The organism is Corynebacterium sp. CCM 9204 (genome assembly GCF_041357695.1).
In the GTDB taxonomy this organism is placed as follows: domain Bacteria; phylum Actinomycetota; class Actinomycetes; order Mycobacteriales; family Mycobacteriaceae; genus Corynebacterium.
On record NZ_JAUERX010000003.1, the window covers coordinates 98,817 to 125,352 of the forward strand.

At 63.9% G+C, this 26,536-nt stretch carries 25 protein-coding genes; 23 read left to right on the forward strand and 2 right to left on the reverse strand.

The window, feature by feature from the left end; all coding sequences use genetic code 11:
- Positions 1–10: 10 nt before the first annotated feature.
- The 9 genes from QWU43_RS06880 to QWU43_RS06920 all read left to right on the forward strand — a co-directional run bounded on the left by QWU43_RS06880 (position 11) and on the right by QWU43_RS06920 (position 7,979).
- Complete coding sequence (locus QWU43_RS06880) at positions 11–958, forward strand: hypothetical protein (RefSeq protein WP_370914624.1); 948 nt, start codon at positions 11–13, stop codon at positions 956–958.
- Positions 955–1,974, forward strand: coding sequence for a hypothetical protein (locus QWU43_RS06885; RefSeq protein ID WP_370917461.1), 1,020 nt, complete (start codon positions 955–957; stop codon positions 1,972–1,974). The genes QWU43_RS06880 and QWU43_RS06885 overlap by 4 nt, the downstream gene beginning before the upstream one ends.
- A gap of 73 nt (positions 1,975–2,047) precedes the next feature.
- On the forward strand, positions 2,048–2,896 hold the full coding sequence (gene proC / locus QWU43_RS06890; RefSeq protein WP_370917462.1) for a pyrroline-5-carboxylate reductase: 849 nt from the start codon (positions 2,048–2,050) through the stop codon (positions 2,894–2,896).
- Between the two features lie 244 nt (positions 2,897–3,140).
- Positions 3,141–3,332: a helix-turn-helix domain-containing protein gene (locus QWU43_RS06895; RefSeq protein ID WP_198735018.1), complete on the forward strand. Its 192-nt coding sequence runs from the start codon at positions 3,141–3,143 to the stop codon at positions 3,330–3,332.
- Positions 3,333–3,671: 339 nt separating this feature from the next.
- The gene (locus tag QWU43_RS06900) at positions 3,672–3,773 is read left to right on the forward strand and encodes a 30S ribosomal protein bS22 (RefSeq protein ID WP_003855542.1); all 102 of its coding nucleotides are present in this window, start codon (positions 3,672–3,674) and stop codon (positions 3,771–3,773) included.
- 207 nt (positions 3,774–3,980) lie between these two features.
- Positions 3,981–5,036 (forward strand): Fe2+-enterobactin ABC transporter substrate-binding protein, encoded by a 1,056-nt coding sequence (gene fepB / locus QWU43_RS06905; RefSeq protein WP_370917463.1) that lies wholly within the window; start codon positions 3,981–3,983, stop codon positions 5,034–5,036.
- A gap of 122 nt (positions 5,037–5,158) precedes the next feature.
- Positions 5,159–6,127 carry a FecCD family ABC transporter permease gene (locus QWU43_RS06910; protein ID WP_370914620.1) on the forward strand — a complete coding sequence of 323 codons (969 nt, stop codon included), beginning with the start codon at positions 5,159–5,161 and terminating at the stop codon, positions 6,125–6,127.
- Positions 6,124–7,188: a FecCD family ABC transporter permease gene (locus QWU43_RS06915; RefSeq protein ID WP_370914619.1), complete on the forward strand. Its 1,065-nt coding sequence runs from the start codon at positions 6,124–6,126 to the stop codon at positions 7,186–7,188. Before QWU43_RS06910 ends, QWU43_RS06915 begins: the two co-directional genes overlap by 4 nt.
- Positions 7,188–7,979, forward strand: coding sequence for an ABC transporter ATP-binding protein (locus tag QWU43_RS06920; RefSeq protein ID WP_370914618.1), 792 nt, complete (start codon positions 7,188–7,190; stop codon positions 7,977–7,979). The genes QWU43_RS06915 and QWU43_RS06920 overlap by 1 nt, the downstream gene beginning before the upstream one ends.
- Before the next feature lie 10 nt (positions 7,980–7,989).
- Here the strand turns inward: QWU43_RS06920 and QWU43_RS06925 are convergent, their stop codons facing one another.
- Positions 7,990–9,036, reverse strand: a complete 1,047-nt coding sequence (locus tag QWU43_RS06925) for an HAD-IB family hydrolase (protein WP_370914617.1) — start codon at positions 9,034–9,036, stop codon at positions 7,990–7,992.
- 124 nt (positions 9,037–9,160) lie between these two features.
- On the opposite strand from QWU43_RS06925, the gene QWU43_RS06930 reads away from it, so the two are divergent.
- The 8 genes from QWU43_RS06930 (at position 9,161) to QWU43_RS06965 (ending at position 18,868) form a co-directional block, all read left to right on the forward strand.
- Positions 9,161–9,400 (forward strand): glutaredoxin family protein, encoded by a 240-nt coding sequence (locus QWU43_RS06930; RefSeq protein ID WP_370914616.1) that lies wholly within the window; start codon positions 9,161–9,163, stop codon positions 9,398–9,400.
- A gap of 136 nt (positions 9,401–9,536) precedes the next feature.
- The gene (locus tag QWU43_RS06935; RefSeq protein WP_370917464.1) at positions 9,537–10,916 is read left to right on the forward strand and encodes a glutamyl-tRNA reductase; all 1,380 of its coding nucleotides are present in this window, start codon (positions 9,537–9,539) and stop codon (positions 10,914–10,916) included.
- Between the two features lie 132 nt (positions 10,917–11,048).
- The gene (gene hemC, locus QWU43_RS06940; protein WP_370917465.1) at positions 11,049–11,960 is read left to right on the forward strand and encodes a hydroxymethylbilane synthase; all 912 of its coding nucleotides are present in this window, start codon (positions 11,049–11,051) and stop codon (positions 11,958–11,960) included.
- A gap of 2 nt (positions 11,961–11,962) precedes the next feature.
- Entirely contained in the window at positions 11,963–12,376 is a 414-nt protein-coding gene (locus QWU43_RS06945; RefSeq protein WP_370917466.1) for a hypothetical protein, read from the forward strand.
- A gap of 212 nt (positions 12,377–12,588) precedes the next feature.
- The gene (locus tag QWU43_RS06950; protein ID WP_370914612.1) at positions 12,589–14,274 is read left to right on the forward strand and encodes a uroporphyrinogen-III synthase; all 1,686 of its coding nucleotides are present in this window, start codon (positions 12,589–12,591) and stop codon (positions 14,272–14,274) included.
- A 97-nt stretch (positions 14,275–14,371) separates the two neighbouring features.
- Positions 14,372–15,397: a porphobilinogen synthase gene (gene hemB / locus QWU43_RS06955; RefSeq protein ID WP_370914611.1), complete on the forward strand. Its 1,026-nt coding sequence runs from the start codon at positions 14,372–14,374 to the stop codon at positions 15,395–15,397.
- Positions 15,398–15,528: 131 nt separating this feature from the next.
- Positions 15,529–16,086 carry a hypothetical protein gene (locus tag QWU43_RS06960; RefSeq protein WP_370914610.1) on the forward strand — a complete coding sequence of 186 codons (558 nt, stop codon included), beginning with the start codon at positions 15,529–15,531 and terminating at the stop codon, positions 16,084–16,086.
- Between the two features lie 190 nt (positions 16,087–16,276).
- Positions 16,277–18,868, forward strand: a complete 2,592-nt coding sequence (locus tag QWU43_RS06965) for a heavy metal translocating P-type ATPase (RefSeq protein WP_370917630.1) — start codon at positions 16,277–16,279, stop codon at positions 18,866–18,868.
- Positions 18,869–18,900: 32 nt separating this feature from the next.
- On the opposite strand, the gene QWU43_RS06970 is transcribed toward QWU43_RS06965, so the two are convergent.
- Positions 18,901–20,067, reverse strand: coding sequence for an NADP-dependent malic enzyme (locus QWU43_RS06970; RefSeq protein ID WP_370917467.1), 1,167 nt, complete (start codon positions 20,065–20,067; stop codon positions 18,901–18,903).
- Between the two features lie 157 nt (positions 20,068–20,224).
- Between QWU43_RS06970 and hemE the strand changes: the two genes are divergently transcribed.
- The 6 genes from hemE to QWU43_RS07000 all read left to right on the forward strand — a co-directional run bounded on the left by hemE (position 20,225) and on the right by QWU43_RS07000 (position 26,445).
- Positions 20,225–21,298, forward strand: a complete 1,074-nt coding sequence (gene hemE, locus QWU43_RS06975) for a uroporphyrinogen decarboxylase (protein ID WP_370914608.1) — start codon at positions 20,225–20,227, stop codon at positions 21,296–21,298.
- A gap of 117 nt (positions 21,299–21,415) precedes the next feature.
- Positions 21,416–22,840, forward strand: a complete 1,425-nt coding sequence (locus tag QWU43_RS06980) for a protoporphyrinogen oxidase (protein WP_370917468.1) — start codon at positions 21,416–21,418, stop codon at positions 22,838–22,840.
- Positions 22,841–23,064: 224 nt separating this feature from the next.
- Positions 23,065–24,381 (forward strand): glutamate-1-semialdehyde 2,1-aminomutase, encoded by a 1,317-nt coding sequence (hemL, locus tag QWU43_RS06985; protein WP_370917469.1) that lies wholly within the window; start codon positions 23,065–23,067, stop codon positions 24,379–24,381.
- A 38-nt stretch (positions 24,382–24,419) separates the two neighbouring features.
- On the forward strand, positions 24,420–25,022 hold the full coding sequence (locus QWU43_RS06990) for a histidine phosphatase family protein (protein ID WP_370914605.1): 603 nt from the start codon (positions 24,420–24,422) through the stop codon (positions 25,020–25,022).
- 2 nt (positions 25,023–25,024) lie between these two features.
- Positions 25,025–25,627, forward strand: coding sequence for a redoxin domain-containing protein (locus tag QWU43_RS06995; RefSeq protein ID WP_370914604.1), 603 nt, complete (start codon positions 25,025–25,027; stop codon positions 25,625–25,627).
- 11 nt (positions 25,628–25,638) lie between these two features.
- A complete protein-coding gene (locus QWU43_RS07000; protein WP_370917631.1) occupies positions 25,639–26,445 on the forward strand; it encodes a cytochrome c biogenesis CcdA family protein in 807 nt (268 codons plus the stop codon).
- Positions 26,446–26,536: the final 91 nt, after the last annotated feature.

Sequence of the window (26,536 nt, forward strand, 5' to 3'; positions counted from 1 at the left end):
CCCTGGGAATGTGCGATTAGGTGTATTGGACGTGGGAAGCAACACGGTCCATCTTGTGGTGGTCGATGCCCGTGCGGGCGGACGGCCCACCGCAATGAGCGACTGGAAGACCACCATGCGGCTCGTCGAGTATCTCGATGACGCGGGTGCGATCAACGAGAAAGGTGTGAAACGCCTGGTGAAGGGGGTTGCTGAGGCCTCAGAGCTGACCAAGCAGCTCAACTGTGAGGACATTCTTCCCTTTGCCACTTCTGCGATCCGATCCGCCACCAACGGCCAGGATGTGATCGACACCGTCGAGCGTGAGACCGGAGTCCGGCTGGAGGTTCTCTCCGGTGAGGATGAAGCGAAGCTGACGTTCCTCGCGGTGCGCCGCTGGTACGGCTGGTCGACAGGTCGGATCATCAACCTCGACATCGGGGGTGGGTCCCTGGAACTGTCCACGGGGACAGATGAAACGCCGGATGCCGCGTTCTCTCTTGATCTGGGGGCTGGTCGGCTGACCCACCAATGGTTCGACACTGATCCGCCGAGTAGAAAGAAGATCAACGTTCTACGTGACTACATCGACGCGGAGCTGGTGGAACCGGCGAAGATCATGAAGCGTTGCGGACCGGCGGAACTCGCAGTGGGTACCTCCAAGACGTTCCGGACGCTTGCACGGCTCACTGGGGCCGCCCCGTCCTCGGCGGGTCCGCGGGTGAAGCGTACGCTGACGGCCCCGGGTCTTCGCCAGCTCATCGCCTTCATCTCTCGGATGACGGCTGCGGATCGTGCGGAGCTGGAAGGCGTCAGTTCCGACCGCTCCCACCAGATCGTGGCGGGGGCGTTGGTTGCGGAAGCGGCCATGCGTGCGCTTGGCTTGGAGCAACTGGAGATCTGCCCTTGGGCGCTCCGTGAAGGAGTGATCCTGCGCCGGACGGAACAGGGAATGGACTATGAAAGGACGCGCACATGAGCGAGAAGAAACTCACCGTGGCGGAGCTGATGGCGCGCGCCGCAGCCGAGGAAGGGCAGGGGGAGGGCTCTGTCCCCCGCCGCCGTCGCCGTCGCAGCCTGGATGAGGGTGGGGTTTCCGTCGCTGAACTGACGGGGTCCATTCGCGCCGTCGAATCCAAACCTGCAGAGAGCCGTCATTCGAGCGTGCCGCTGGATGACACCACGGAACATGGTGCGGAGACTGGCCCGGGAAGCGGGGAGGCGGGTGAAACCTCTGCGGCAATGGCGGCCCAGACCGCCGCCGACGACGACGGTGTGGATGTTGTCGATGACCGTGAGAGCACCGGTTCCGGGGAAGCCATCGGGGATGCGGACGATACCCGGGTGACCGCGGAAACCTCTCCCACGAATGTCCCTGAGCGGGGGGATGCCCCAGTAGTCACCGAGAACACCGTTCCCAGTACGGAGGAGACCGTCGTTCTCTCGATCGTCACCGACGACGATCCGATTCGTCTGACAACCGGAGAGTTCCCTGCTGTCACTCCCCGCCAGGTGCAGCAGGAGCGTGTCGCTGCACCGGCTGCGGAGGTGTCCACGGGCACCGTGATTCCGGTTCCCGGACCGGAGGCGGTGGAGGGCGCCCGTACCCCCGCTGTGGATGAGGCCACGGCAACGACCGAGATGGAGGTCATCCCAGGTTCCGGAGAGACCTCCGCCACGGAGGGCGCCGTCGAGGATGATCCGTCCACTGATGCCGATGACGATCTCGGCGCCGGGGAGTCCGAAAAGATATCGATTCCGGTTGTCATCGGGATGATTCTGCTCGGTCTCGTCGTGGGTGTTGCTCTCTTCTTCGGATTCGAGAAACTGTGGAGTCATTTCAACACCGCGATCACGGCTGTTCTCGCTGTTGCGGTCACTGGCGGCATCATCGGTGTCGTACATGCCCTGCGTACAGAAAGGGACGGACTGTCGATGTTCCTCGCGGGGCTGGCGGGGCTGGCGGTGACCTTCGGTCCGCTGCTCACGGCATGAGTTCGTTTCAGGAGTAGTTCGGATAAAACGGGGACTTCTGCGAACTCGGGGTGTTCATGGCATGGTGTAGGCCATGACGAAGATTGCTGTAATCGGTGGAGGAAAGATCGGGGAGGCCCTGATCTCAGGCCTCGTCAATGGTGGAATTTCTGCCAAGGACGTGCATGTGTCGAACCGGCGACCGGAGCGCGGCAAGGAACTCGGTGATGCCTACGGGGTCATTGATTTTACGGACAACCGACAGGCCATTGACGGTGTCGACATTGTTTTCCTCTGCGTGAAGCCGAAGGATGCTGTGGGAGTGCTCTCTGACCTTTCGGATGCGATCGACAACAATCCGGAGGACACCACGGTGATCTCACTGGCTGCTGGGGTGTCACTCAAATCCCTGGAGGATGTCGTGTCCGCGGGTACCCCGGTCGTGCGTGTCATGCCGAATACTCCGATGCTGGTAGGTCGAGGCATGTGTGCTGTGGCAGGGGGCCGTTTCGTCGGTGAAGACCAACTGAATCATGTCTGTGATCTGCTTGATACTGTCGGCGACGTCGTCATGGTCGAGGAATGTCAGATGGATGCCGTCACGGCAATGTCCGGCTCGTCTCCCGCCTACCTGTTCCTCGTCGCTGAAGCGATGATCGACGGTGGAGTGAACCTCGGACTCTCCAGAGAGCTGGCGTCCAAATTGGCGATTTCGACGTTGACTGGTGCAGCGCACATGATGCTTGAGGGAGATCTCGGGCCGTCGGAACTGCGTGCCAACGTCTGTTCGCCCGGTGGAACGACGATCGCCGCGGTACGGGCGTTGGAGGAAAGCGGTATTCGTGCGGCCTTCTACCGGGCGACGCAGGTATGTGCCCAGCGATCTGCGGAAATTGGCCGGATGAGCGCTGGTAAGTCCGGCGGGGTGGATGACGAGGACTGATTTTCCGGGGCTGTGTGGAGACTCCGGTTGGAGGGGACCGGTGAGAATTATTGGCACCGATACCGAGGGATCTTGCTGTTAGTGACGGCGTCTATCCCTGTGCGAGGTGGGACACGGATGGGGCCCCCGACCACTCATGTCGCAACAGTCACATGTTTCACGGTAGGCTTATCGAGGCACGTGCGTGACCGATCTGCGGGAGGGGAAGCCCGCAGCGCGCCACGGGCTGAAGGGTTGAAAGAATATGGCACATGAAGAAAACGGAACCTTTTTGACCGTTGCCGAGGTCGCGGAGATCATGCGCGTTTCCAAGATGACGGTTTATCGCCTGGTCCACTCCGGTGAACTGCCGGCGGTCCGGGTTGGGCGTTCGTTCCGCGTCCATGAAAAGGCAGTCAACGACTATCTCGATTCCTCCTACTACAACGTGGGTTGAGGGGTTGCTGTCACCGCTCTCATCCTGAGGGTGTTCCGGCCGCAGTGGTCTCGGTTATCCGGGCTGCTGCGGCCGGATTTTTTTGTGCTGACCGGCGGCGCCGGTATGATGGGGGTATTCGTGCCTGCGAACGTTTTCGGCGACCGCCGTTATGAAGCTGGTCGATCACGATCTGACGATGATGGCGGTGGTATCGCCGGAGTCCCCGGTCGATACGGTCGTTCCAATTGTTTCGGTGGTGTCCGGTGGGCTGAAAGTGCACTCGGTCCCCGTGACCGCACGCCGAAGACAGTGGGCAGGGTATGTACATACATCTACGAGCAAAAGCGAGGAAACCCCATGGGTTCTGTGATCAAGAAGCGCCGTAAGCGCATGTCGAAGAAGAAGCACCGCAAGATGCTCCGCCGCACCCGCGTTCAGCGTAGGAAACTCGGCAAGTAGGCTCAGGCCAGGATGACAGGCTCCATCCCCGTGATATCGGGGGTCGGGGCCTGTTTTTTGTGTCTTTATTCCGGAGGTCTTCCGACTGCATGGAGGTGTTCAAAGGGTTGCCCAGCCTAACGCAATGAGCCAGAGGAGGGTAAGGTTGCGGTCGTATGTCAAAGCCCTCCTCGGAGAGGGAAACCGAGTGGACTGGAGTCCGGACACATGACAATGACGCACCTGCGCCGCCCCCATCGCCTTCGGCGGATCCTCCAAGTCGGGGCCACGACAGTGGTACTCGCTCTGGGGCTCGCCGCCTGCAATTCATCGGTGGATGAATCCGGGAAAACCGAGGATTCCACTTCGGATACCTCGATGTCTCAGGGTGCCACGGAAGAAGCGTGGCCCCGCACCGTCAATGCCGTGAACGGGGAGGTCGTGATCCCTGCCGAACCCGAGCGCATTGTCTCCACCTCCGTCACCCTGACCGGAAGTCTCCTGGCGATCGACGCACCCGTCGTCGCCTCCGGAGCTGGTCAGCCGGACACCCCCTTCTCCGATAGTCAGGGGTTCTTCAAGCAGTGGGCTGATGTCGCGGATGAGCGTGGTGTGAAGCCGCTGTACACCAAGGAACCCGATCTCGAAGCGATTCTCGCGGAGAAGCCCGACCTGATCCTCGTGGCCGCCACAGGCCGTGACTCAGCGGTCGATCTCGTGGAGCAGCTTTCCCCGGTGGTGCCCACCGTGGTGATCGATTACGGTGACAAAACCTGGGAGGACGTCACCCGTCAGCTCGGCGAGATCACCGGACGTGAGAAGGAAGCGGACAAGGCTCTCAGTGACTTCGATGCCCTCGTTTCGGAGGTTGCCGACGCCATCACCCTGCCTGAGCAGCCCGTCAATACGATGGTCTACCTGCCGGACGGCAAGGGCGCGAACGTATTTACTGATGAAGCTGCGCAGAACCGGCTTCTGGCGTCCCTCGGCTTCGAGATTGCCCCGATCCCCGATTCGGTCAAGGGCAACGAGTCCAAGGGAAAGCGCAGCGACATCGTGAAGGTTTCCGGTGAGAATCTCCCGGTGGCCATGAACGGTGAGACCGTCTTGCTGGCCGCTGCTGCAGAACAACTCGTTCCCAAGGTTCTCGCGGATCCAGCGCTCGCAAATACCGCTGCCGTCCAGAATGAGCGGGTCTACGCTCTCGGTGCTGACACCTTCCGGCTGGACTACTTCTCGGCCACCGATATGGTCGAGCACATCCGGGAGCTCTTCGCCTCCTGATCTCCGGTATGCACTCCTCAACGACAACCCACGTTCCGCCCGCTCACCAGGATCACCCCGGTAGCGGGCGGTTCGTGCTGGTGATCTTCCTGCTCATCGGCGTTTTGCTAGGGAGTACGATGATGAGCCTCACAGTAGGTTCACGCGTGAACTCCATCGGCGAGGCACTGCACAGGGTGCCGGATGCGCTGAACTATCTCCTGGATGCAACGGTGTTACCGGGGGACGTCGATGAACTCACCGTGCTGATCGGAACATACCGACTGCCGCGTACGATCCTCGCGGTATTGTGTGGTGCAGCACTCGGGGCAGCGGGGGCCGTCATCCAGGGGCACACGAGGAACCCTCTCGCGGACCCGGGTGTCCTGGGCATCAACGCAGGGGCCGCCGCTGCGGTGGTCACCGTGATCGGGGCAGGCGTTGCGACGACCGCCTCCGGCTACGTTTATCCTGCGATGGCGGGATGTGCGGCCGTCACGATCCTCATCTTCCTGCTTTCCTCCGGTGGACCGACGGCCGCGAACCCGGTCACCGTCATTCTCGCGGGAGTCGCTGTCAGTGCGTTGCTCATGGCGTATGTGCATCTCATGGTGTTGTCCAGTGATTTGGTGTTGGACCAGATGCGGCTCTGGGCGACAGGATCACTCGCCGGACGCCGGATGGACGTGGTCACCGCCACAGCTCCGGTGATCTGTGTGGGACTCATACTTGCGCTCGGTCAGGCGCCGGGACTGAACCTCCTCGCTCTGGGCACGACGACGGCGGCGAGCCTCGGTCTGCCGGTCACCCGGGTCCGGATTCTGGGCCTCGCGACTGTGGCTCTCCTTGGTGGCGCGGCGACGGCGGCGGCGGGTCCGTTGTCCTTCGTCGGTCTCGCCGCACCACACATCATGCGTACCCTGGCTGGACCTGATTACCGGAAGATCATCCCGGGCTCGGCGATGGCGGGAGGCATACTGACGCTCTGGGCGGACATGGCTGGCCGCGTCATGGCCAGACCCGACGAGATGGCCATGGGAATCGTCCTTGCGCTGGTTGGAGTGCCCGTGTTCATCCTCCTGGTCCGGAGGCGGACGGTGGTGGGGCTGTGACCGGTATTAGAGCAGTGCGCATCGGGCGGATATCCGTCGTCTGGCGGTTACGTCCGCTTCTCATCGGTGCGCTCCTCCTCGTCCTCGGAACAACCGTGTTCACCGTGGGACTCGGACTGGGAAGTTATCCTCTGGATCCTGCTGAGGTCTGGCGGATCCTTCTTGGCCGTGGAACGGAGATCGAGCGCACCATCGTCTGGGATCTGCGCCTGGGGCGGGCGGTTGTCGCCCTGCTCGTCGGCGCATGTCTCGGTTTTTCCGGGGCGCTCACTCAGACTCTGGCCCGTAATCCGCTCGCCAGTCCCGACATTCTCGGAGTGACCCACGGGGCGAGCTTCGCCGCTGTGAGTGTCATCGCTTTTGCCGGTACCGGAGGTGCCCTCGGTCACGGGACAAGCCTGCTGCTCGGTTCTATCGGAATGACGTTCACTGCAGTCATCGGGGCGCTCGGTACCGCTGTTCTGGTGTGGTTCCTGGTAGGTCGTGAGCGGAACAACATGTTGAGCCTCGTGCTGATCGGTGTCGCCGTGTCGATGTTTCTGGGCGCACTGAACACCTGGATCATCGCACGCACCACCCTAGAACGTGCGGCGGCCGCGCAGCTCTGGCTCACTGGCTCACTCAATGGCCGTGACTTCGCCCATGCTTGGGCACCCACGGTGGTTCTGCTGGTCGCGGTTCTCGCTGCGGGGTGGCTCGCCTTCGTTCTCGGGGCGCTTGCGCTGGGACCGGCGACGACGCACACACTAGGGCACCATGTCACGGTGGCGCAGGCGGCGCAGTTGGTGACAGCGGTGGTGCTCGCGGCGGTGGCGGTCAGTGCTGCGGGACCGATCGGCTTCGTCGCCTTTGTGACCCCCCAGATCGCCCGAATCGCAGCCGGCTCACCGACCCCGCCCCTCCTGTTGTCCGCGTTGACCGGAGCGGTAACGGTCGCGGCCGCGGATCTCGCCGCCCGGGCATTGCTTCCCTGGGAAGTCCCGGTCGGGATTGTGACGGCCCTCGCCGGTGCCCCGGTACTGCTCTGGATGATCATCTCCCTCAACCGGAAAGGACACTGATGCCTACCACCAGCGAACCCCGACTCCGGGTCCGTGGGCTGACCGCGGGCTACGGGAACACGGAGATCCTGCACGGCATCGACACCGACATCCCAGCGGGGCGGATCACCGCCTTGATCGGCCCGAACGGTTGCGGTAAATCGACACTTCTCTCGTGTTTCTCGACGCTCCTGCCATACGGTGGATCGGTCTTGCTCGATGATCGGGATCTTGGCTGCGTACCACGTCGAGAACGGGCACGATTGCTGGCTCTGCTGCCGCAGGCTCCGACGGCACCCGACGGGCTCACGGTGGCGCAGCTTGTCGCGAGGGGTAGGCATCCGCACCAGTCGTGGTGGAGTCAGTGGTCCACGCGGGATGAGGCGGAGGTCGGTCGTGCACTGGAGATCACCGGCGTCCGGGATCTCGCGGAGCGGACCCTAGATCAGCTTTCCGGTGGACAGCGGCAGCGGGTATGGATCGCGATGACTCTGGCGCAGGACACCCCGACGCTCCTGCTTGATGAGCCGACCACCTACCTGGATCTCGCACACAGTATCGATGTGCTCTCTCTCGTGCGTAGCCTGTGCGACGAAGCGGGCAAGACTATTGTCATGGTTCTGCATGACCTGAACCTCGCTGTACGTTACGCCGACCACCTGTTGGTGATGGGGGAAGGGAAGATCGCGGCGAGGGGGACACCGGGAGAGGTGATGAGTCCGGAGATGCTCCGTGACGTGTTCGGACTCAAGGCACGTATCGTTCCAGACCCGGTGACTGGTGGGCCGATGGTTGTTCCGGAGCTGGTGTGACGGTCGGTTCCTAGCGGCGCTTGGCCCATTTCCAGCCGGCGACGGTAAAACCTGCCCCGAAGAGAGCAGGAAGGCCGAATGTGCGCACCGCCTTGCGCAGACTGCGGTAGTCACGGATCTCCCAGCCCCGGGATCGTGCTTCCTTGCGGAGATCTGAATCCGGGTTGATGGCGACGGCGGTTCCCACCATCGACAGCATCGGGACGTCGTTGATACTGTCCGAATATGCGGCGCAGCGCTCCAGGTCCAGCCCCTCGACGGCGGCCAAGGCCGCGACGGCGTGGCGTTTACCGGGGCCGTGGAGGATGTCGCCGACGAGCCGGCCCGTGAATTTTCCGTCCTTCACTTCAGCGACGGTACCGAGTGCGCCGGTGAATCCGTAACGACGGGCGAGGATCTGCGCCAACTGCACGGGGGTGGCGGATACCAGCCACACCTGGTGCCCGGCCGCTAGGTGGGTTTCGGCGAGCTCCCGGGTTCCGGGCCAGATCTTCTCGGACATGTGGGTGTCCACGATCTCCTCGCACAGTTCCACCAGTTCCGACACCTCCCGTCCCCTGATGAACTCGAGTGCCTGCTGCCGCCCTTCCGCCACGTCCTCGGCGTTCTCGGAACCGGTGACACGGAATTTCACCTGCTTCCAGATGACGGGTAGGACCTCGCTGACCCTGAAGTAACGCTTCCGGGCCAGACCGAGTGCGAAAACGAGGATGGAAGCACCCTGGATGAGGGTGTTGTCGACGTCGAAAAAAGCGGCGGCACCTATGTCCTGCTGGATCGCGGGATCAGGTGTGTTGACGTGTTTGGACCCGGCGGCTTCGAAGGCCCCGGACACCGAGGCGATGCCGGAGGTGAAGTCCTCCAGATCGAGATCAAAGATTTGCGCGATGGCTGCGGCTGCAGCGGCCTCACCTGCGGCCCGCTGGGTGGACTCGTCGATGGGGGGTAAAGCGGTCTCCTCCAGGAACCTGCGGAGGTTACCTCGGGATGCGGACCAGCTCGCGAGGAAGTCCTCGGGGCTGCCCGGGATACTGTCATCTGGAATGGGAGTGCTCACGCGCGTCAGGTGCCTTTTCGTCAGTGGAGCGTGCAGTAACGTCTCCAATCGTAGGGCACCCGGCGACCGTGCCGGGTGCGGGACGAGATCGGGCGCCGGTGCCGGGATTCGGATGGAGGCGGAAATGGGCGAGCATATTGTGGAGCTGATGGTCCGTGAGGGATGCGGGTCATGTGTGCGTGTGGCGACACAAATCAGGCCTGTCGTGGGGGCAGCAGGGGGGGTGCTTTACCTGCGGGATGTCGATACCGACCCTGAACTGGCGATGGAGTACGGTGACCGGGTTCCTGTCGTGCTCATAGACGGTGAAGAGTTCGCTTGCTGGGAAGTGGACGATGACGAGTTAGCGCAGGCTTTGTTGTAGGAAATCGGGCGGCAGGTTACTTTTGAGCGAAGATGGCGCGGGGTGTACCGCGGGGTCAACCTTTTGATTGATGGCTAATTTAGTCAGGTTGATCCACCAGTGATGATGAAGCAGTGAAAGCGGTGAGGTCTACAGCATGAGCGTCCTCGTGGTCGGCATGTCGCACCGGTCGGCCCCTGTGGCTGTCCTCGAGAAGGTCAGCATGAATGACGCGGTTCGTGAGGAGGCGTCACGGGCCCTGATCCGGCGAGCGTCGCTCTCGGAGGCGATGATCGTCTCGACCTGCAACCGGGTCGAGATCTACTGTGTCACCAACAGTTTCCACACCGGGGTCAATGATGTGGTGGAGGTGCTTCACGCCATGTCCGGGGTGGACATGGCGGTTCTGCGTCGTTCCCTCTACGTCCGCTATGCTGACGCCGCCGCCGAGCACATGCTCGTTGTCACGGCAGGGCTCGACTCCATGGTTGTCGGTGAACAGCAGATTATCGGGCAGGTGCGGACCGCTTATTCGCACGCCCGCGAACTTGGTACCGCAGGCCCCACCCTTCACGCCCTGGCCCAGTGTGCGCTGCACACCGGTAAACGTGTGCACACCGAAACAGACATCGATGACGCAGGTGCGTCCATGGTTTCCTTCGCCTGCTCCGAGGCGATCCGGCAGATGGGGCTCGAGGGTGTCGAACGACCTCTCGAAGGAACAACCGCGATGGTTCTCGGTGCTGGTGTCATGGCGTCACTCGCGGCGACCCATCTGGGGCGTTTGGGTGTCGACGGCCTCGTCCTCGCGAACCGAACCCGGAGCCGTGCCGATGTGCTCTCCGAACACGCCCGCGAAGCGGGGGTATCGGCCCGGGCGATAGACTTCGGGGAGCGTGCCAGAGCCTTGTCTGAGGTCGATCTCGTCGTCTCAGCCACGGGAGCTGATACTTTCACGGTCACCCGGGGGGACGTGCCCGTGGGGCGGGAGCTCACTTTCGTGGACCTCTCCCTCCCCCGGGACATTGATGACGCGGTCGCGGAGCTCCCCGGTGTTCGTCTGGTCAACATCGGGCGGTTGTATGAGGCGCGTCGTGACAGCGGTGATGACAGTCATGCGCAGGCGATGCGGATCGTGTCGGAGGAACTCGAATCCTACTCTTCCGCGCAGCGGATTCGTGATGTCGTCCCCGCGGTCGCGGCCCTGCGTCGACATGCCTCTGATCTGGTCGGGACGGAGATGGAACGCCTCGCGCAGCGGACCCCTACCATGTCTGACGCCGACCGCGAGGAAGTTGCCCGAACCGTTCGGCGCGTCGTGGACAAACTGTTGCACCAGCCGACTGTCCGAGTGAAAGAACTCGCAGCACATTCCGGGACCGTCTCCTACGAGTCTGCGCTACAGGAGCTCTTCGGCCTCAACCCACCGCAGTCGGCGCGTCCCGTCGCGGTCGCTGCGGTAGACCTGCCGGTGGGGGACATCAGCGCGATCACTTCCATCCGCGCCAGCGTCGCGGATACCATCGCGGGTGCCTGACCGGTTCCTCCACACCCCGGGCGTTACACCGGCGGTCGAAGGGCGCTAGAGTTCGAAGCGACGGCGTTCTACCCCGCAGACGCCCCACGACCCGGTGGCGCCGGCCCGCGCCGCAGAAAGGCAGCCGCAGTCATGACCTTCCGCATCGGTACCCGTGGATCCCAGTTGGCTACCACGCAGGCAGGAACGATCCGCGATACGCTCATCTCCGCGGGCTTTGACGCCGAACTGACCATCATCTCCACACCGGGAGATCGTTCGCAGGCTCCTGTCGAACGCATCGGGGTCGGCGTGTTCACCCAGGCGCTGCGTGACGCCATGGCGGCAGGAGAGTGTGATCTGGCGGTGCACTCCTTCAAGGATCTGCCCACGGCTCCGGATCCCCGGTTCCGGCTCATCGTGCCCGTTCGCGCGGATTCCCGGGAAGCACTCATCGCTCGCGACGGTCTGACACTCAGTGAGCTCCCCGAGGGGGCACGCGTAGGCACCTCTGCTCCGCGGCGGGTGAGTCAACTCCGTGGCCTGCGCCCTGATCTGGACATCCAGCCGCTTCGCGGAAACATCGACACACGTATGGGGCACGTCTTTGACGGGCGTCTCGATGCTGTGGTTCTGGCCTACGCGGGGCTGGAACGCACGGGAATGGGTGAACGGGCCACCGAGGTCTTTTCCCCGGATGTCCTGTTGCCGGCGCCTGCACAGGGCGCACTGGCGGTGGAATGCCGGGAGTCTGACCCTGATGCGGTCGCCACCATCGAGACGCTTTCCGACCCGGCTGCGTCGGCATGTGCAGCGGCTGAACGACGCATCCTCTCGAAGCTGGAGGCGGGGTGTACCGCTCCCGTCGCCAGTCACGCCACCATCGAGGACGGCCGTATCACCCTCACCGCCGGGGTGTTCGCCCTGGATGGGTCGACCAGGCTGGTGCTCTCCGGTGTCGCGGACGTGGCTGAGCATCTCAAACTCGGAGATGATCTGGCGCGACAGCTCCTCGACCGCGGTGCCGCTGACGTCATGGCGGACGCCGGAGAACGGGAGCACTGACCATGGTGCGCCTTGAACTCACCGATACGGCGCTCACCGTGCACTTGAAATGGTGGGAGAAAGCCGCAGCCAGGCGCAGTCACCTCACCGTTCCCAGGCGCGCGATCCTCGCGGCACGTCCACTGGACAATGCTGCGGCCGCGGTGGAGGGGTACGCCGGTTCGCAATTGTCGGGCACCTCCATCAGCGGCGTCACCCGGTCTGGAACGCTCACCGGGCCAGCAGCCCCGGGAAGCCCCGGATTCACCTCGACTTTCGCTGTCTGTCACGGTACTGAACCAGGTATAGAGATTCTGCTGGATCACCCGACCGTGCAGCGGATCGTCGTGGTTGTCGCGGATGCCGAGGAACTGGTCTCCAGACTCGACGTGAACTCGGTTCCCGCCCGTGCCCCCCGTAGTATGCGCTCCCCCTGAGAGTCTCGCCGGTTTTCAACGCCGCCGCCGATGCTTTATCGTTGTCCTGGTATGCGCTCAACACTCCCGGTCGGCTGACCGATCCGGGTACTCCGGGTGCTGTAGCCCCTCCGGGGCATCTGGCACCGAACCCGGACCCAGATTTTTGTCCGTCACGTGCGGCGTCCCACCGGGCCGCGCCCGAGAACCCAAGCCTTGAAGAAAAGACACACATGAGCATGGCCCAACCGGCCCCCGAGGCCCAGGAACCCGCGACGGGGAACGTCATCTTCGTCGGTGCTGGTCCTGGAAACCCCGACCTGCTGACCGTCCGCGCCCGTGAGGTACTCAGTCACACAGCCATCGCGTTGACCGATTCAGGGATACTCAGTGGTGTTCTCGAGATCATTGCCAGTGAATTGGCTGTCCCGCAGGCGAAGCTCGACGCCGCCGAGAAGGAGTACGCCCGCCAGTGTGCGGAAGCGAAAGAAGCCGGTGCGCGCCGTAAGCCGCCGCGGCCTCCCGCGCCGACCGCAGCGGAGATCACCGAGGTCTCGGATGCCGGGCCGGAAGATATCGCGAAGCTTCTCGCGGAAGGAGTTGCGGACGGCTCCGACGTGATCCGGCTTGTCGCGGGAAACCCGTTGACCAGTGATTCCGTCCTGGCGGAGATTAACGCGGTTGCCGCAGCCGGTCTGGAGTTCCAGGTTGTGCCCGGGATGTCCGTTCCTTCCACGGTTCCGGCCTTCGCCGGAATTGCGCTGGGTTCCACCTACACTGAGACGGACATCACCCGCGGTGATGTCGATTGGGGCCAGCTCGCGACGGCTCCACAGCCACTCGTGCTGCAGGCCACCCGGGAGCAGCTTTCGACGATCGCCGACGAACTTCTCGGACGTGGAATGTCCGCGCAGACACCCGTGTCCGTGACGGTGCACGGTACAACCCGGCTGCAGCGTACCCACGACACGACCCTATCCACCCTGGGAAAGTTGGATGCGGAACTGCCAGGGCAGCTCGTCGTGTCCCTCGGTACTTCCGTGGATGACCGCTCGAAGTATTCCTGGTGGGAGAACCGACCGCTCTACGGGTGGCGTGTTCTCGTGCCGCGTGCCAAGGAGCAGGCAGCCGCGATGTCGACCCGCCTCGCCACACACGGGGCGATTCCGCAGGAAGTACCCACGATCTCCGTGGAGCCGCCACGGAATCCCGCACAGATGGAACGTGCCGTCAAGGGCATCGTTGAGGGGCGCTACCAGTGGATCATTCTCACCTCGGTGAATGCGGTGAAGGCACTGTGGTCGAAGATGACTGAATTTGGCCTGGATGCCCGATCCTTCGCTGGTATCCGAATCGCAGCGGTCGGGCACAAGACGGCGGCTGCGATCCGTGACCTGGGGATCACCCCGGAGCTCACCCCGCGGGTCAACAACCAGAACGCGGCCGGTCTGGTTGAGGTGTTCCCCGACTACGACTCTGATCTCGACCCGGTGGGTCGGGTGCTGCTGCCGCGTGCGGACATCGCGACGGAAACCCTCGTTGAGGGACTCGTCGACCTAGGCTGGGAGGTTGATGACATCGTCGCGTATCGCACGGTTCGTGCGGCGCCTCCGAGCGCCGAGATCCGCGAGATGATCAAATCCGGTGGGTTCGATGCGGTCTGTTTCACCTCCTCGTCCACTGTGCGTAATCTCGTCGGTATCGCAGGTAAACCGCATCAGCGGACGATCATTGCCTGTATCGGTCCGATGGCTGCAGCGACGGCGACGGAACTCGGGCTAAGGGTCGACGTCCAGCCGGAGGTCGCGGGTGTCGCTGAACTCGTTGATGCCCTCGCTGCGCACGTGGCTGCCCTGCGCGCAGCCGGGCAACTCCCGCCGCCGCGCAAGAAGCGTCGGGCGCGGCGGACGACGTCCTGATTCCACGCACGGGGCCGTGCACGGCCGTCGGCGGGGGAGTAGGACGTTAAGTGAGTTCTTCTTCCGACACCCGATTCTTCCGAGAGGTCTATTTCCAGTGACTGCTTTCTCCCCGTCAGCGCGCTCCCGCAGTCTTGTTCGGCGACCGCGCCGGTTGCGTACCACCCCGGCGATGCGTGAGCTGGTTTCCGAGAACATGCTCCGGCCCGCGGATTTCATCCTGCCGATGTTCATCGCGGACGGTATCGACGAGCCCAACCCGATCAGTTCCATGCCTGGCGTCGTGCAGCACACCACCGATTCTCTTCTCGCGGCGGTGGAGCAGGCGCGTGCTGCGGGTATCCGCTGCATCGACCTGTTCGGTGTTCCGCTCCCCGGTGACAAGGACGCCACAGGTTCCGCGGCGTGGAGTGCGCACGGCGTACTGAACCGCGGCGTTGCGGCGGTCCGTGAACGTTTCGGCGACGAGATTCTCGTCATGGCGGACACCTGTCTCGACGAGTTCACCGATCATGGGCATTGCGGTGTTCTGACCGAGGATCCCTCGGGGCGGATGATCGTCGACAATGACGCCACCGTCGAGCTGTACCAGCAGATGGCCGTCTCCCAGGCGGAGGCCGGTGCGCACATCGTCAGTCCCTCCGGGATGATGGACGGCCAGGTCGCGGCCATCCGTGAAGCCCTCGATGACGCGGGGCACGGGGACGTGGCGATCATGGCGTACTCCGCGAAGTACGCGTCCGCCTTCTTCGGCCCGTTCCGTGAGGCCGTAGGTTCTTCCCTCGACGGTGACCGCCGAGCCTATCAGCAGGATCCCGCGAACTTCCGGGAATCACTCCTGGAGGTAGAACTCGACGTCGCAGAAGGTGCCGACTTCGTCATGGTGAAGCCTGCACTGCCTTATCTCGACGTTCTGCGTGCCGTCGCGGACAATTCTCCTGTCCCGGTCGCGGCCTATCAGGTGTCCGGTGAGTATGCGATGATCGCCGCTGCCGGCGCGAACGGCTGGGTCGATGCCGACGTGGTGATGATGGAGTCGTTGACCTCCATCAAGAGGGCGGGGGCGGACCAGATCCTGACCTACTTCGCGGTCGACGCGGCCCGTCGCCTGCATGAGGCATAGAATCCCGGAGTGGTGCGGCACGCACCCCGATCCGATGGCTCCTCCATCAGCCGCTACCGTGGAGGTTATGGCCCGGACGGGCATGAAGAACTTATCCGCATGATCCACGTTCCCGACGACAGGACACCCGTATGACGCTGCAGACCGGGCGGCCCCAGGAGACACCGTCCACCACCATTCCGGAATCTGTGAGACTCGCCGTTCAGCTCTGGTGGGCGATGGTGCTCTTCGAGATCATTCACCAGGTGTTCAACGTGGTGATTGGTTTGATCGATCCCTCCGAGGTGAAAGCCAACGTGGATTTCGGACAGACCGCCGGAGTTCCCGTCGAGGCGGTGATCACGGTCGCTATCATCATGGCCGGGGTGCTCGGTATCGGGATGATGATGTTTCTTGGTTTCGCGGTTTACTCCTACGCCAGGAACAGTGACAGGAAGTGGCTGCGGACGCTGCTCGTGTTCTTCAGCGTCTACTTCGTGATCCGTGCCGTCGTGGTGTTCACCGCGACGCCGACGGGTACCGCAGTACCGACGGCACTCTACCTCGTAGACGGTAGTCTGCAGATCCTCACGGCGGTCGCGGGTGTCCTCGGCATCGTCTTCAGTCGTCGGGGAGATGCGCTGGAGTGGCGGGAGAAGCGGGATTCCGGGGACCGGGGTGGCCGGTCCCCGGATGATTCAGGAAAGTAACCGGGAAACTCCGTGTCCCGTGCCCGGTTCCGGGTAGATTCGAAGATCGAGGACACCCGCTTCCCGGGGAACCGGGATGTTCACCTTCCGACCAGCACCAGGAAATACCGTGACCCCGAAAAAGGATGCCCCCGCGAACACCGGTGGTTCGATTTCCCAGAAACGTACCCACGACAGCACTCCGAAAGACCTGAGAGCGGCGGAACGCCAGGTTGAGGCGGCGATCACCGAGGCCAGGAAAGCCGCAGACAAGGCGGGTCTGGGTAATCGTACTGACGAGGAGTCGCTCCACCTGCGCCTGGCTCGCCGCTCAGGTGGTGGTTGGACGTCTTTCGCCCTTGAGCTGGAGGGGGTGAAGTCTGCGGTGCACGTCACCGAGATCCAACGTGCCCTGAACAATATCGACGGTGTTCGTGCGAGTGTGATCTATCCGACGTCGACGGCGTGGGTCACGGTCCCCGACGACGTCAACCCCGAAGATCTCATCGAAAAGCTCGCGGAGGTCGGGGTCAAGGCGTACCTGACCCGTTCATCCCTGCGGCGGCGTGCGGAGCGTCTTGAGATCGCCAACCGTCGTAAACGGTTGGCCCAGCACCGGCACTCACGGTCGGGGCTGTCGATCCGGGGACTGGGGCGGCGTCCGGGACAGAGACACTCCCGGGAGGAGGAGCAGGCGTGTCGGGACAGAGGGAGGCTGCGCTCCGATGTGCGCACTCTTCCCCGCGAAGCGGAACCGACCGATGTCCTGTTCACCGCCCGTGCGTTGATCACCCCCCTCCGATTCCTGATCAGCCTGCTGCTGGCCATTCCGGTTCTCGTGATGAACTATGTACGGGATCTGCAGTTCGACTACTGGCAGTGGACCTGCCTCGCGCTCGCGACCCCTGTTGTCCTCTGGGGTGCGTGGCCGTTCCACCGCGCGATGGTCGGGGGCCTCCGGCGAGGCATGTCGGCTCTCGATGCAGCGAGTTCCGCAGCGATCCTCTCCGCATATCTGTGGTCGGTGATGATACTGACCTTCACGAAGGCCGGCGACGTGGGGTGGACCTCCGCACCTGAATGGCTCGCCGTGAACCACTCGATCTTCTCCTCCGGGGAACTCTTTCTCGATGTGGCCTGCGGATCGACCGTTCTACTCCTCGTGGGTCGCCTCGCCACCCGGTCGGGCCGGAACTCTCTTCTCGACGAGGAGGGACAGGACATCGAGTCCGCGGTGTCCGAGGTGACTGTCGTACGGAAGAACACACGCAGCGGTAAACCGGTGAAGAAGAAGATCCCTCTGCAGGAGATCCGCGTCGGAGACGACATCATTGTTCCAGCCGGAGAGGTCATCCCCTCCGATGGGAAGGTCATCGGTGGCGCGTCGACGATCGTTCCCGGTCTCATCGGTGGCGGCAGGCAGACCCTCGACGTCAAGGTCAACAGTGACGTCTACGCGGGTGGCGTGAATCTCGGAGCGCCCCTGAAGATCCGTGTGCAGCGCACCGGCTCCCGTACCCGGTTGGCCAGCATGCACAGGTGGATCGCTGAGGCGTCGCAGTACCAGAACAGGTCTGCCCAGTTGGCCACCCGTTCGGCGTCCCTTCTCGTACCGTGGGCCCTCAGTCTGGCTACCCTCGACTTCGTGCTGTGGTGGTTGATCAGCGGAAACCTGAATGCAGCGTTCGCCACGGGCCTTGCCATTCTCGCCTGTGTCGGGCCGGTGGGGCTGGCGTTATCGACACCGATCGCGATGCGCCTCGGAATCGAGACCTCCGCGCGACGTGGGGTATTGATGCGCAATGCGGAAACCATGCGGGAACTCGACGAAGTCACCACCGTCATCTTCAACCGGGTGGGAACCCTGGCGAAGGGCGAAATGGGATTGGAGACCATCACCACGGAGGCCGGTGAGAATCCGGAGCTCGTGCTCCGCGTCGCCGGTGCCCTCGCCATGGAGAGCGATCATCCCGTCTCCAAGGCCCTCGTCCGGGCGGCACGGGAGGCTCGTGATTCCGGCGCTGGTGGTGATGAGATCCCGCACTGGATCGAGGTCAACCACGTCCGGATCACGGAGGGCGGAAATTTCTCCGGGCAGGTCGATATTCCGCTGCCGGACTCTGACGGAAATCTGGAGATTCGCACCGTTGAAGCGATGCTCTGGCGTCCGCGTGACCTCTCGGAACTCGATGGTCGTCTCGCGACGGCCTCGGTTTCCGGCGGTACCCCGCTCGTTGTGAGCTGGAAGGGAAAAGCCCGTGGAGTGATAACCCTCTATGACAAGGTCAAGGAGGACGCGATCGATGCGATCGCGGAGCTGGAGAACCTTGGCCTGGAGACGGTGATGCTCACCCGTGACACCTATCCTGTCGCCCGGCGTTTCGCCGACAACCTCGGCATCTCGAAGGTTCTCGCGGGTATCTCCCCCGGCAAGAAGGACATCGCGGTGCGGAGCGTACACGCCCGTGGTGAGACCGTCGCGATGATCGGTGACTCATCCGTCCTAGGCTGTCTCCGCGTCGCGGACATCGGTGTCCTGATGGGATCTGCAGATGACCTTGACCATGAGGAAGCGGATGTCGTGCTGTTGCGTGACGATGTCGAGACGGTTCCCGAGATGATCGTCCTATCCCGGCGAGTTTCGGCGCTCGCGGACCGGAACATCATCCTCGCCTGGGCCTACAACGGTATCGCGATGGCTGCGGCAGCGGCAGGTGTTCTGCCTCCGATGGCGGCGACCGTGCTCATGGTCGCCTCGTCCCTGATCATCGAGTACCGCTCGCAGCGGGTCCGGAAATTCTGACCGGACCCGACGACGGGCCGAGCGCCCTGGAATCAGTTCTCCACCAACGCAGCGGCCTGTACCGCGGTACTCACCGCTGGTGCCACGCGGGCGTCGAGAGGCGAAGGGACGATGTAGTCCGCATCGAGGTTCTCTGCCGCGATCGCCGCGATTGCCCGTGACGCCGCGAGTTTCATCGCCGGGGTGATGGCGGTCGCCCGGGCCGCCAGAGCGCCCTGGAAGATACCGGGGAAAGCGAGCACGTTGTTGATCTGATTCGGAAGGTCACTCCGCCCGGTCGCCACAACAGCCCCGTAGCGGCGGGCCAGATCCGGGGCGATTTCCGGATCCGGGTTCGCCAGGGAGAACAGAATCGGATCCGAGGCCATGAGTTTCAGTTCCTCCTCGCGAATGTGCCCCCTGGACAATCCGATGAATGTGTCCGCACCGGCGAGAGCCTCGGCAACACCACCCATGACGCGGCGCGGGTTGGTGATACGCGCGAGTTCCTGCTTCACGGAATTCAGGGGTGTACGGTCCGGGTGGATGATGCCCCGCGAGTCGAGCATCACGACGTCCCGTACCCCGGCGTGGACGAGCATCTTCGCGCACGCGACCCCGGCTGCACCCGCGCCCGAGATCACGACCTTCAGGTCACCGAGCTTCCGGTGCAGGAGAGTGCACGCGTTGCGCAGTGCCGCGGTGATCACGATGGCTGTACCGTGCTGGTCGTCATGCATGACCGGAATGTCGAGGGCATCGATAAGTCGCCGTTCCAACTCGAAGCACCGGGGCGCGGAGATGTCTTCCAGGTTGATTGCCCCGAATGACGGAGCCAGTGCCACGATCGTCCTGAACAGTTCATCGACGTCGGTGGTGTCCAAGACCACCGGAATAGCGTTGAGGCCGGCGAAACGGCCGAACAGTTGAGCTTTGCCCTCCATGACAGGCAGTGCTGCCTTCGCCCCGATGTCGCCTAACCCCAGGACGGCGCTCCCGTCGGAGATCACCGCGACGTTGCGGCCCGCCCAGGTGTAGTCGTGTGCGAGTGCGGGGTCCTCCCGGATCGCCTCGCACACCCGCGCGACGCCAGGAGTGTAGGCGATGGACAGGTCGTGGACGCTGTCCAAGGGTCTGCGGGACGAGGTTCCGATCTTGCCGCCCTCGTGCGCCGCGAAGATCTCAGCGTCAGTCAGTGTTGTCGGATGATGGTCGCTCATGCCTGTGTCCTCTGTTGGGGGAAAGAAAGGTGACGTCACTATTTAAACTCTCCACAGGACGTGAAGGTGTGCTTCAGAGGAGGAGTGTGAGAGAGGTCTCGCTCCGTCGCGCCGGTGATCTGGCTTTACGGTCTGGGTGTCAGGCAGGATGGGAGTCATGACAGCATCCACACCGGCGGCCCGCCGCTCGCTCGACAACGCTCCCCTCCTTGACGCCGCAGCAGGCCGGACCCCTTCCCGCCCGCCGGTGTGGTTCATGCGGCAGGCCGGGCGCTCCCTCCCGGAGTACCGGAAGGTCCGCGAGGGTATCGCGATGCTGGATTCCTGTTTCATGCCTGACTTGCTCGCCGAGATCACCATGCAACCCGTCCGCAGGCACGACGTGGATGCGGCGATCCTCTTCTCCGATATCGTCGTCCCTCTCAAAGCGGCCGGTGTCGACGTCGAGATCGTCCCCGGTCGTGGCCCCGTGGTTGCCTCCCCGATCCGCAGCCGAGCCGACGTTGACGCCCTCCCGATCCTCGATCACGAGATCGAACCCGTCGCCGCCGGCATCGATCTCATTCTTGACGAGCTGACCGACACCCAGGCACTGATCGGGTTCGTCGGCGCCCCGTTCACCCTAGCCAGCTATCTCGTCGAGGGCGGGCCCAGCAAGAACCACCAGGTGACCAAGTCGATGATGCACGCCGACCCTGACACCTGGCACGCGCTCATGCGCCGCATCGTCCCCACCGTCACCGCCTTCCTCCGCACCCAGGTCACCGCGGGAATCGACGCCATGCAGTTGTTCGACTCCTGGGCAGGATTCCTCACCGAACGCGACTACCGCGACCATGTGCTGCCGTACTCCACCGAAATACTGGCGAGCATCGCTGGCGAGATCCCGCGCATCCACTTTGGTGTGACCACCGGCGAGCTTCTCGGCTCCATGGCGGAGGCCGGCAGTGAGGTCATGGGCGTGGACTGGCGCGTGCCCCTCGACAAGGCGGCCCGCCGGGTCCGTGCCACCAGCGGACCGAAGGTTCTCCAGGGCAACCTCGACCCCGCTCTCCTGTTTGCCGGAGAGACGGTCGTCGAACAGGAGATCGCCCGCATCCGCGGGGAGGCTGCCGCCGCGATCGCCGCGGGCGACGCTACCGGCCACATCTTCAATCTCGGCCACGGTGTGCTTCCCGACACCAACCCCGAGGCGATCACCGCCGCCGTTGCCGCGATCCACGCCGGGTAGAACTTACATTCCCCACCTGGACCCGCGGGAACCGGTGCGTGTCGGGGTACTAGGCTTGGTCGGGGACCACGCCCGTCCGCTATCACGCACTCTTCCCACAGGAGCACTGTTTAACCCGTGAGCACCTCGTACGCCATCATCGGGGCCGGTCTCGCCGGCCTCACCGCCGCCCGCGAGATCCGTACCCTCGCCCCGGACGCACACATTGACGTGTTCGAGGCCACCGATCGCATCGGCGGCAAACTGCACACCGTTGCTTTTGATGCGGGCCCGACGGACATGGGTGCAGAGGCATACCTCGCATTCCGCGCGGACGCCACCGATTTCTTCACCGAACTCGGACTCGCTGACCGCATCGTGCACCCCGGGCCGCACACCTCGATGATCTACTCCGGCGGGCGGCTGCACCCACTCCCGCACGACACCGTGATGGGAATTCCTTCGGTCTCGGCAGCCCTCGGGGACCTCATCGGAGAGGACACCCGGGCGCGTATCGACGCCGAGGGGGACGCGCCGGGCATCGACTGGACGGTCGGGGGAGACACGAGCGTCGGCAGCTTGGTGCGTGAGCGCTTCGGGAATGACGTCGTCGATCACGTTGTTTCGGCACTGCTCGGCGGCGTGTATTCCTGCCCCGCGGATGAACTCGGTCTGCGCGCCACGGTTCCGCAGCTCGCCGCGGAACTCGACGCCCTCGCCGAGGCAGGGGAGTCCGTCACCCTGAGTCGGGCCCTGAAGAACCTCGACGAGAAGAAACAGGCCCGCAAGACCCTCACCCCGAAGGAGAAACTCACCCCGGAAAAGACTCCCGTGTTCGGTGCGTTCCGTGGCGGGTACGAGGAACTCTACGAGGAACTCGCGGAACAGTCCGGGGCGGACATCCACCTGGACACCTTTGTCTCCGGGATTGTGCCTGATTCGGGGAAATACCGTGTCACCGGCGCCGGTGACACGGTCTACGACCGGGTTCTCGTCGCCGTGCCCGCTCCCACTGCCGCCGTCCTCCTGCGTGGGGTCGCCCCGGCCGCCGCGACCGCAGCACGGGATGTGAAACTGTCCTCATCCGTCGTCGTCGGCATGCGTTTCGATTCCGCAGACGGACTACCGGACCATTCCGGGGTGCTCATCGCCGCCGACGAACCCGGCATGCACGCCAAGGCGTTCACCTTCTCGTCGAAGAAGTGGCCGCACATCGGTGAACGGGGAGGGGCCTTCGTGCGCGCCTCCTTCGGCACCTTCGGTGACGATTCCATGCTGAAGATCGATGAGGACGAACTCGTCGATCACGCCCTCGACGACCTGCAGAAAATCACCGGATTCGACGGGCGCGCTGCTGGTCTCTCCGAGATCTACACCCAGTACTGGTGGGGTGGGCTACCCCGGTTCTCCGACACCCATCTCGCCACCGTCGCCACCGTGCGAGCGGCGCTCGACGAAATTCCGACCGTTGCGGTGTCCGGGGCCTGGGTCGACGGTGTGGGTGTCCCGGCGATCATCGCCGGAGCCCGGGCAGCGGCGCGGAGACTCGTCGAAGCCAGTTAGCTCGTGTGCTCACGGGCACATCGTCACCGGGATCGGTGAAAAACAAGGACCGGCCCTGGGCTCCCACACGAAGGTGGGCAGTGGAACCGGTCATGTTACCGATGGTGCTACCGCTCATGGCGTTGGGCGCCAAGAACCAAGTTCTCCGGTACGGAATGGCGTGCTGCCGCCCGAGGTGCCGCACAGGACGTGGTACCCGCGTCGGCACCGCCTACAATGGCCCCATGACTTCACGCTTTCCGACGTCCCAGAACACCGACGGCTCTGCACGCTGGTTCGAGCGCGCCCGTGCACTCACCCCGGGTGGAGTAAACTCGCCGGTCCGGGCCTTCGGTTCGGTCGGCGGGCAGAGCCGTTTCATTGCTTCGGCGAAGGGCAGTCATCTCACGGACGTTGACGGTAACGACTACGTCGACCTGTTCTGTTCCTGGGGTCCGATGCTCATGGGGCACGCGCACCCGGAGATCGTCGCCGCCGTGCAGGATGCCGCCACGCGGGGCCTGAGCTACGGCGCCCCCACCACCACCGAGGTCGAACTCGCCGAGCTCGTCGTCGAGCGCACCAGTGTCGATGAGGTTCGGTTGGTCAACTCCGGCACCGAGGCCACCATGTCGGCCGTCCGCCTGGCGCGCGGATACACCGGGAGGGCGAAGGTGCTGAAGTTCGCCGGCTGCTACCACGGACACGTCGACGCGCTGCTGGTCTCCGCAGGCTCCGGGGTTGCCACGTACTCCCTCCCGGACTCGCCCGGAGTCACCGGGGCGACCGCTCAGGACACGATCGTCGTGCCCTACAACGACCTTGACGCCGTGCGTGCCGCCTTCGCCGAGAACGACGGTGAGATCGCCTGCATCATCACCGAAGCTGCCGCCGGAAATATGGGTACCGTCGCCCCGGTGCCCGGTTTTAACGCGGCACTGAAGGAGATCGCCCACGACAACGGTGCGCTCCTGATCATCGATGAAGTGATGACCGGGTTCCGTACCTCCTACTCCGGTTGGTACGGCGTCGACGGGGTCGCCGGGGATCTCACGACCTTCGGAAAGGTCATCTCCGGAGGCCTGCCCGCGGCTGCTTTCGGTGGGCGGGGCGACATCATGGAACACCTCGCTCCCGGCGGATCCGTCTACCAGGCGGGCACACTCTCCGGGAACCCCGTCGCCGTGGCCGCGGGGATGGCGTCACTGCGGCTGGCGACCCCGGAGGTCTACAACACGGTGAACGCCAACGCCGACCGGCTCGACGCCCTCGTGTCCGAGGCACTGACCCGCGAGGGGGTGGCGCACCACATTCAGCGTGCCTCGAACATGCTCTCCGTCCGTTTCGCTGATGGAGAGGGCCGGAATTTCGCGGACATGCAGGCGGCCGATACCTTCCGCTTCCCACCGTTCTTCCACGCGCTGCTGGACAACGGGGTGTTCGTCTCCCCGTCGGTGTTCGAGACCTGGTTCGTCTCATCTGCGCTCACGGACGATGACTTCGCCCGCATAGAGGCCGCCCTCGTTCCAGCGGCGAAGGCCGCGGCCGCGGCTAAAGCCTGACCCAGTCCAAGCCTCCACACCACGACCGAAAGCGCCCCATGAGCACCACGATTGTCCATCTCGTCCGGCACGGCGAAGTATTCAATCCCGAACGCATCCTTTACGGAAGGATCCCCGGATACCGGCTCTCGAGTCGGGGCCGGAGTCAGGCCGCATGCACGGCGGCGAGTTTCGCGGGGCACGATGTCACCGTGTTGCGTGCATCGCCGATGCAACGGGCTCAGGAGACTGCAGAGCCAATCTCCGGGATCACCGGCTGCGACATCGACACCGATGATGCGCTGCTCGAGGCGGGGAACCGGTTCGAGGGACTGCGTACGAAAGGCTGGCGGTCCCAACTGTGGAATCCGACCCGTTGGCCGTTGCTGGCCCGTCCCTGGGCACCGAGCTGGGGAGAGCCCTACACCGAGATCGCCGAGCGCATGATGGGGGCTGTTGAACGGGCTCGTCGTGACGCGGAGGGACACGAGGCGATTCTGATCAGCCATCAACTGCCCGTTGTCTGCGTCCAGCGCACCGTACAGGGGCTACCGCTCGCTCATCTCTCCCGTCAGTGCAACCTCGCCTCCGTCACTTCCCTCGTATTTCAGGGGGACGAAATCAGCGACATCTACTACACGGAACCCGCGCAGGAGATCTAGTGATGCACCGCCACCCCCGTTCTGTCCCTGCCGTTCTAGCTGCCGTGGCGATCCTGCTCGCCGGATGCTCATCGTCCGGTGATGGAGACACCCCAGCTCAGAAGGCGGCGACATTCCAGTTCGCGTCGCCCGGTGGTGCGCGTGAGATCACCTATCCGGAAGATGAACGACGACCCGTCACCCCGTTTTCCGGTGAGTCTCTCCAGGAACCGGGGAAAACCATTGACCTGGCGGACTATGAGGGGCAGGTCGTGGTACTCAACGCCTGGGGTCAGTGGTGCGGCCCGTGCAGGACGGAGTCCGATGACCTCCAGCTCGTGCAGGAAACCATCGAGGGCCGCGGTGGCACGGTTCTCGGTATCAACGTCCGGGACTATACTCCGGAGATTTCCCGAGACTTCATGGAGGATAACGGGCTGACCTACCCTTCTATCTATGACCCGCCGTTCAAGACTGCGGCGGCTCTCGGCGGAGTGCCCGCATCAGTGGTACCCACCACCATCGTCCTCGACCGGCAGCACCGCCCGGCAGCGGTGTTTCTCCGGGAGATCACCGCCGACGACATCCTCGCTGTCACCGAACCCCTCTTGGAGGAATCGCGGTGACGGGCGACTTCATCCTGCTCGCCGATTCCGGATTCGGGTCCCGGTTTGCCGAAGCCGCCGTTTCCGGTCCGCTGTTACTCGGTCTGCTCGCTGCGGCGCTCGCCGGATTGGTGTCCTTCGCCAGCCCCTGTGTGATTCCGCTCGTCCCCGGCTACATGTCCTATCTCGCCGGGGTGGTCGGTGGTGAGATGGAGTACTCGTCGGACACCGGGCCCCGCGTCGCGAAGCGCGGGCGGTGGCGCGTCGCGGGCGCGGCCCTCCTCTTCGTCCTCGGATTCACCGTGATCTTCGTCCTGGCCACGGCTACCGTGTTCGGGGCGATACAGGCACTCACCCTGAATGCTGAACTGCTGCAACGTGTCGGGGGTGTGGTCACCGTCGTCATGGGTATCGCGTTCCTCGGTTTCATCCGGCCACTACAGTCCGAGCACCGTCTCCATCCGCGTCAGTGGTCAACCTGGGTGGGGGCCCCACTACTGGGTGGTGTGTTCGCTCTCGGGTGGACCCCGTGTCTCGGTCCGACGCTCGCTGCGATCATCTCCGTTTCGGCAGGAACCGAGGGAATGACGGCGGCCAGAGGAGTCGTGCTGATCATCTTCTACTGTCTCGGTCTGGGGCTTCCGTTCCTTCTCGTGGCCCTTGGCTCGGCATCCGCGATGCGTGGGGTCGGCTGGTTACGGAAGCACTCCCGGGCCATCCAGATCATTGGGGGAGTGACTCTCATACTCGTCGGTCTCGCTCTGGTGAGCGGACAGTGGGCACACTTCATCAACTGGGTTCGACAGTGGACCGTGGAATACGGTGGGGTGCTGATCTAGGGGAACACGTCGACACGGCGGGAAATACGGCGTTCCGTGGAGCCGGACGACACAACCGATGGCGGAGCCGCCCTTCAGATTCGCGAATGAG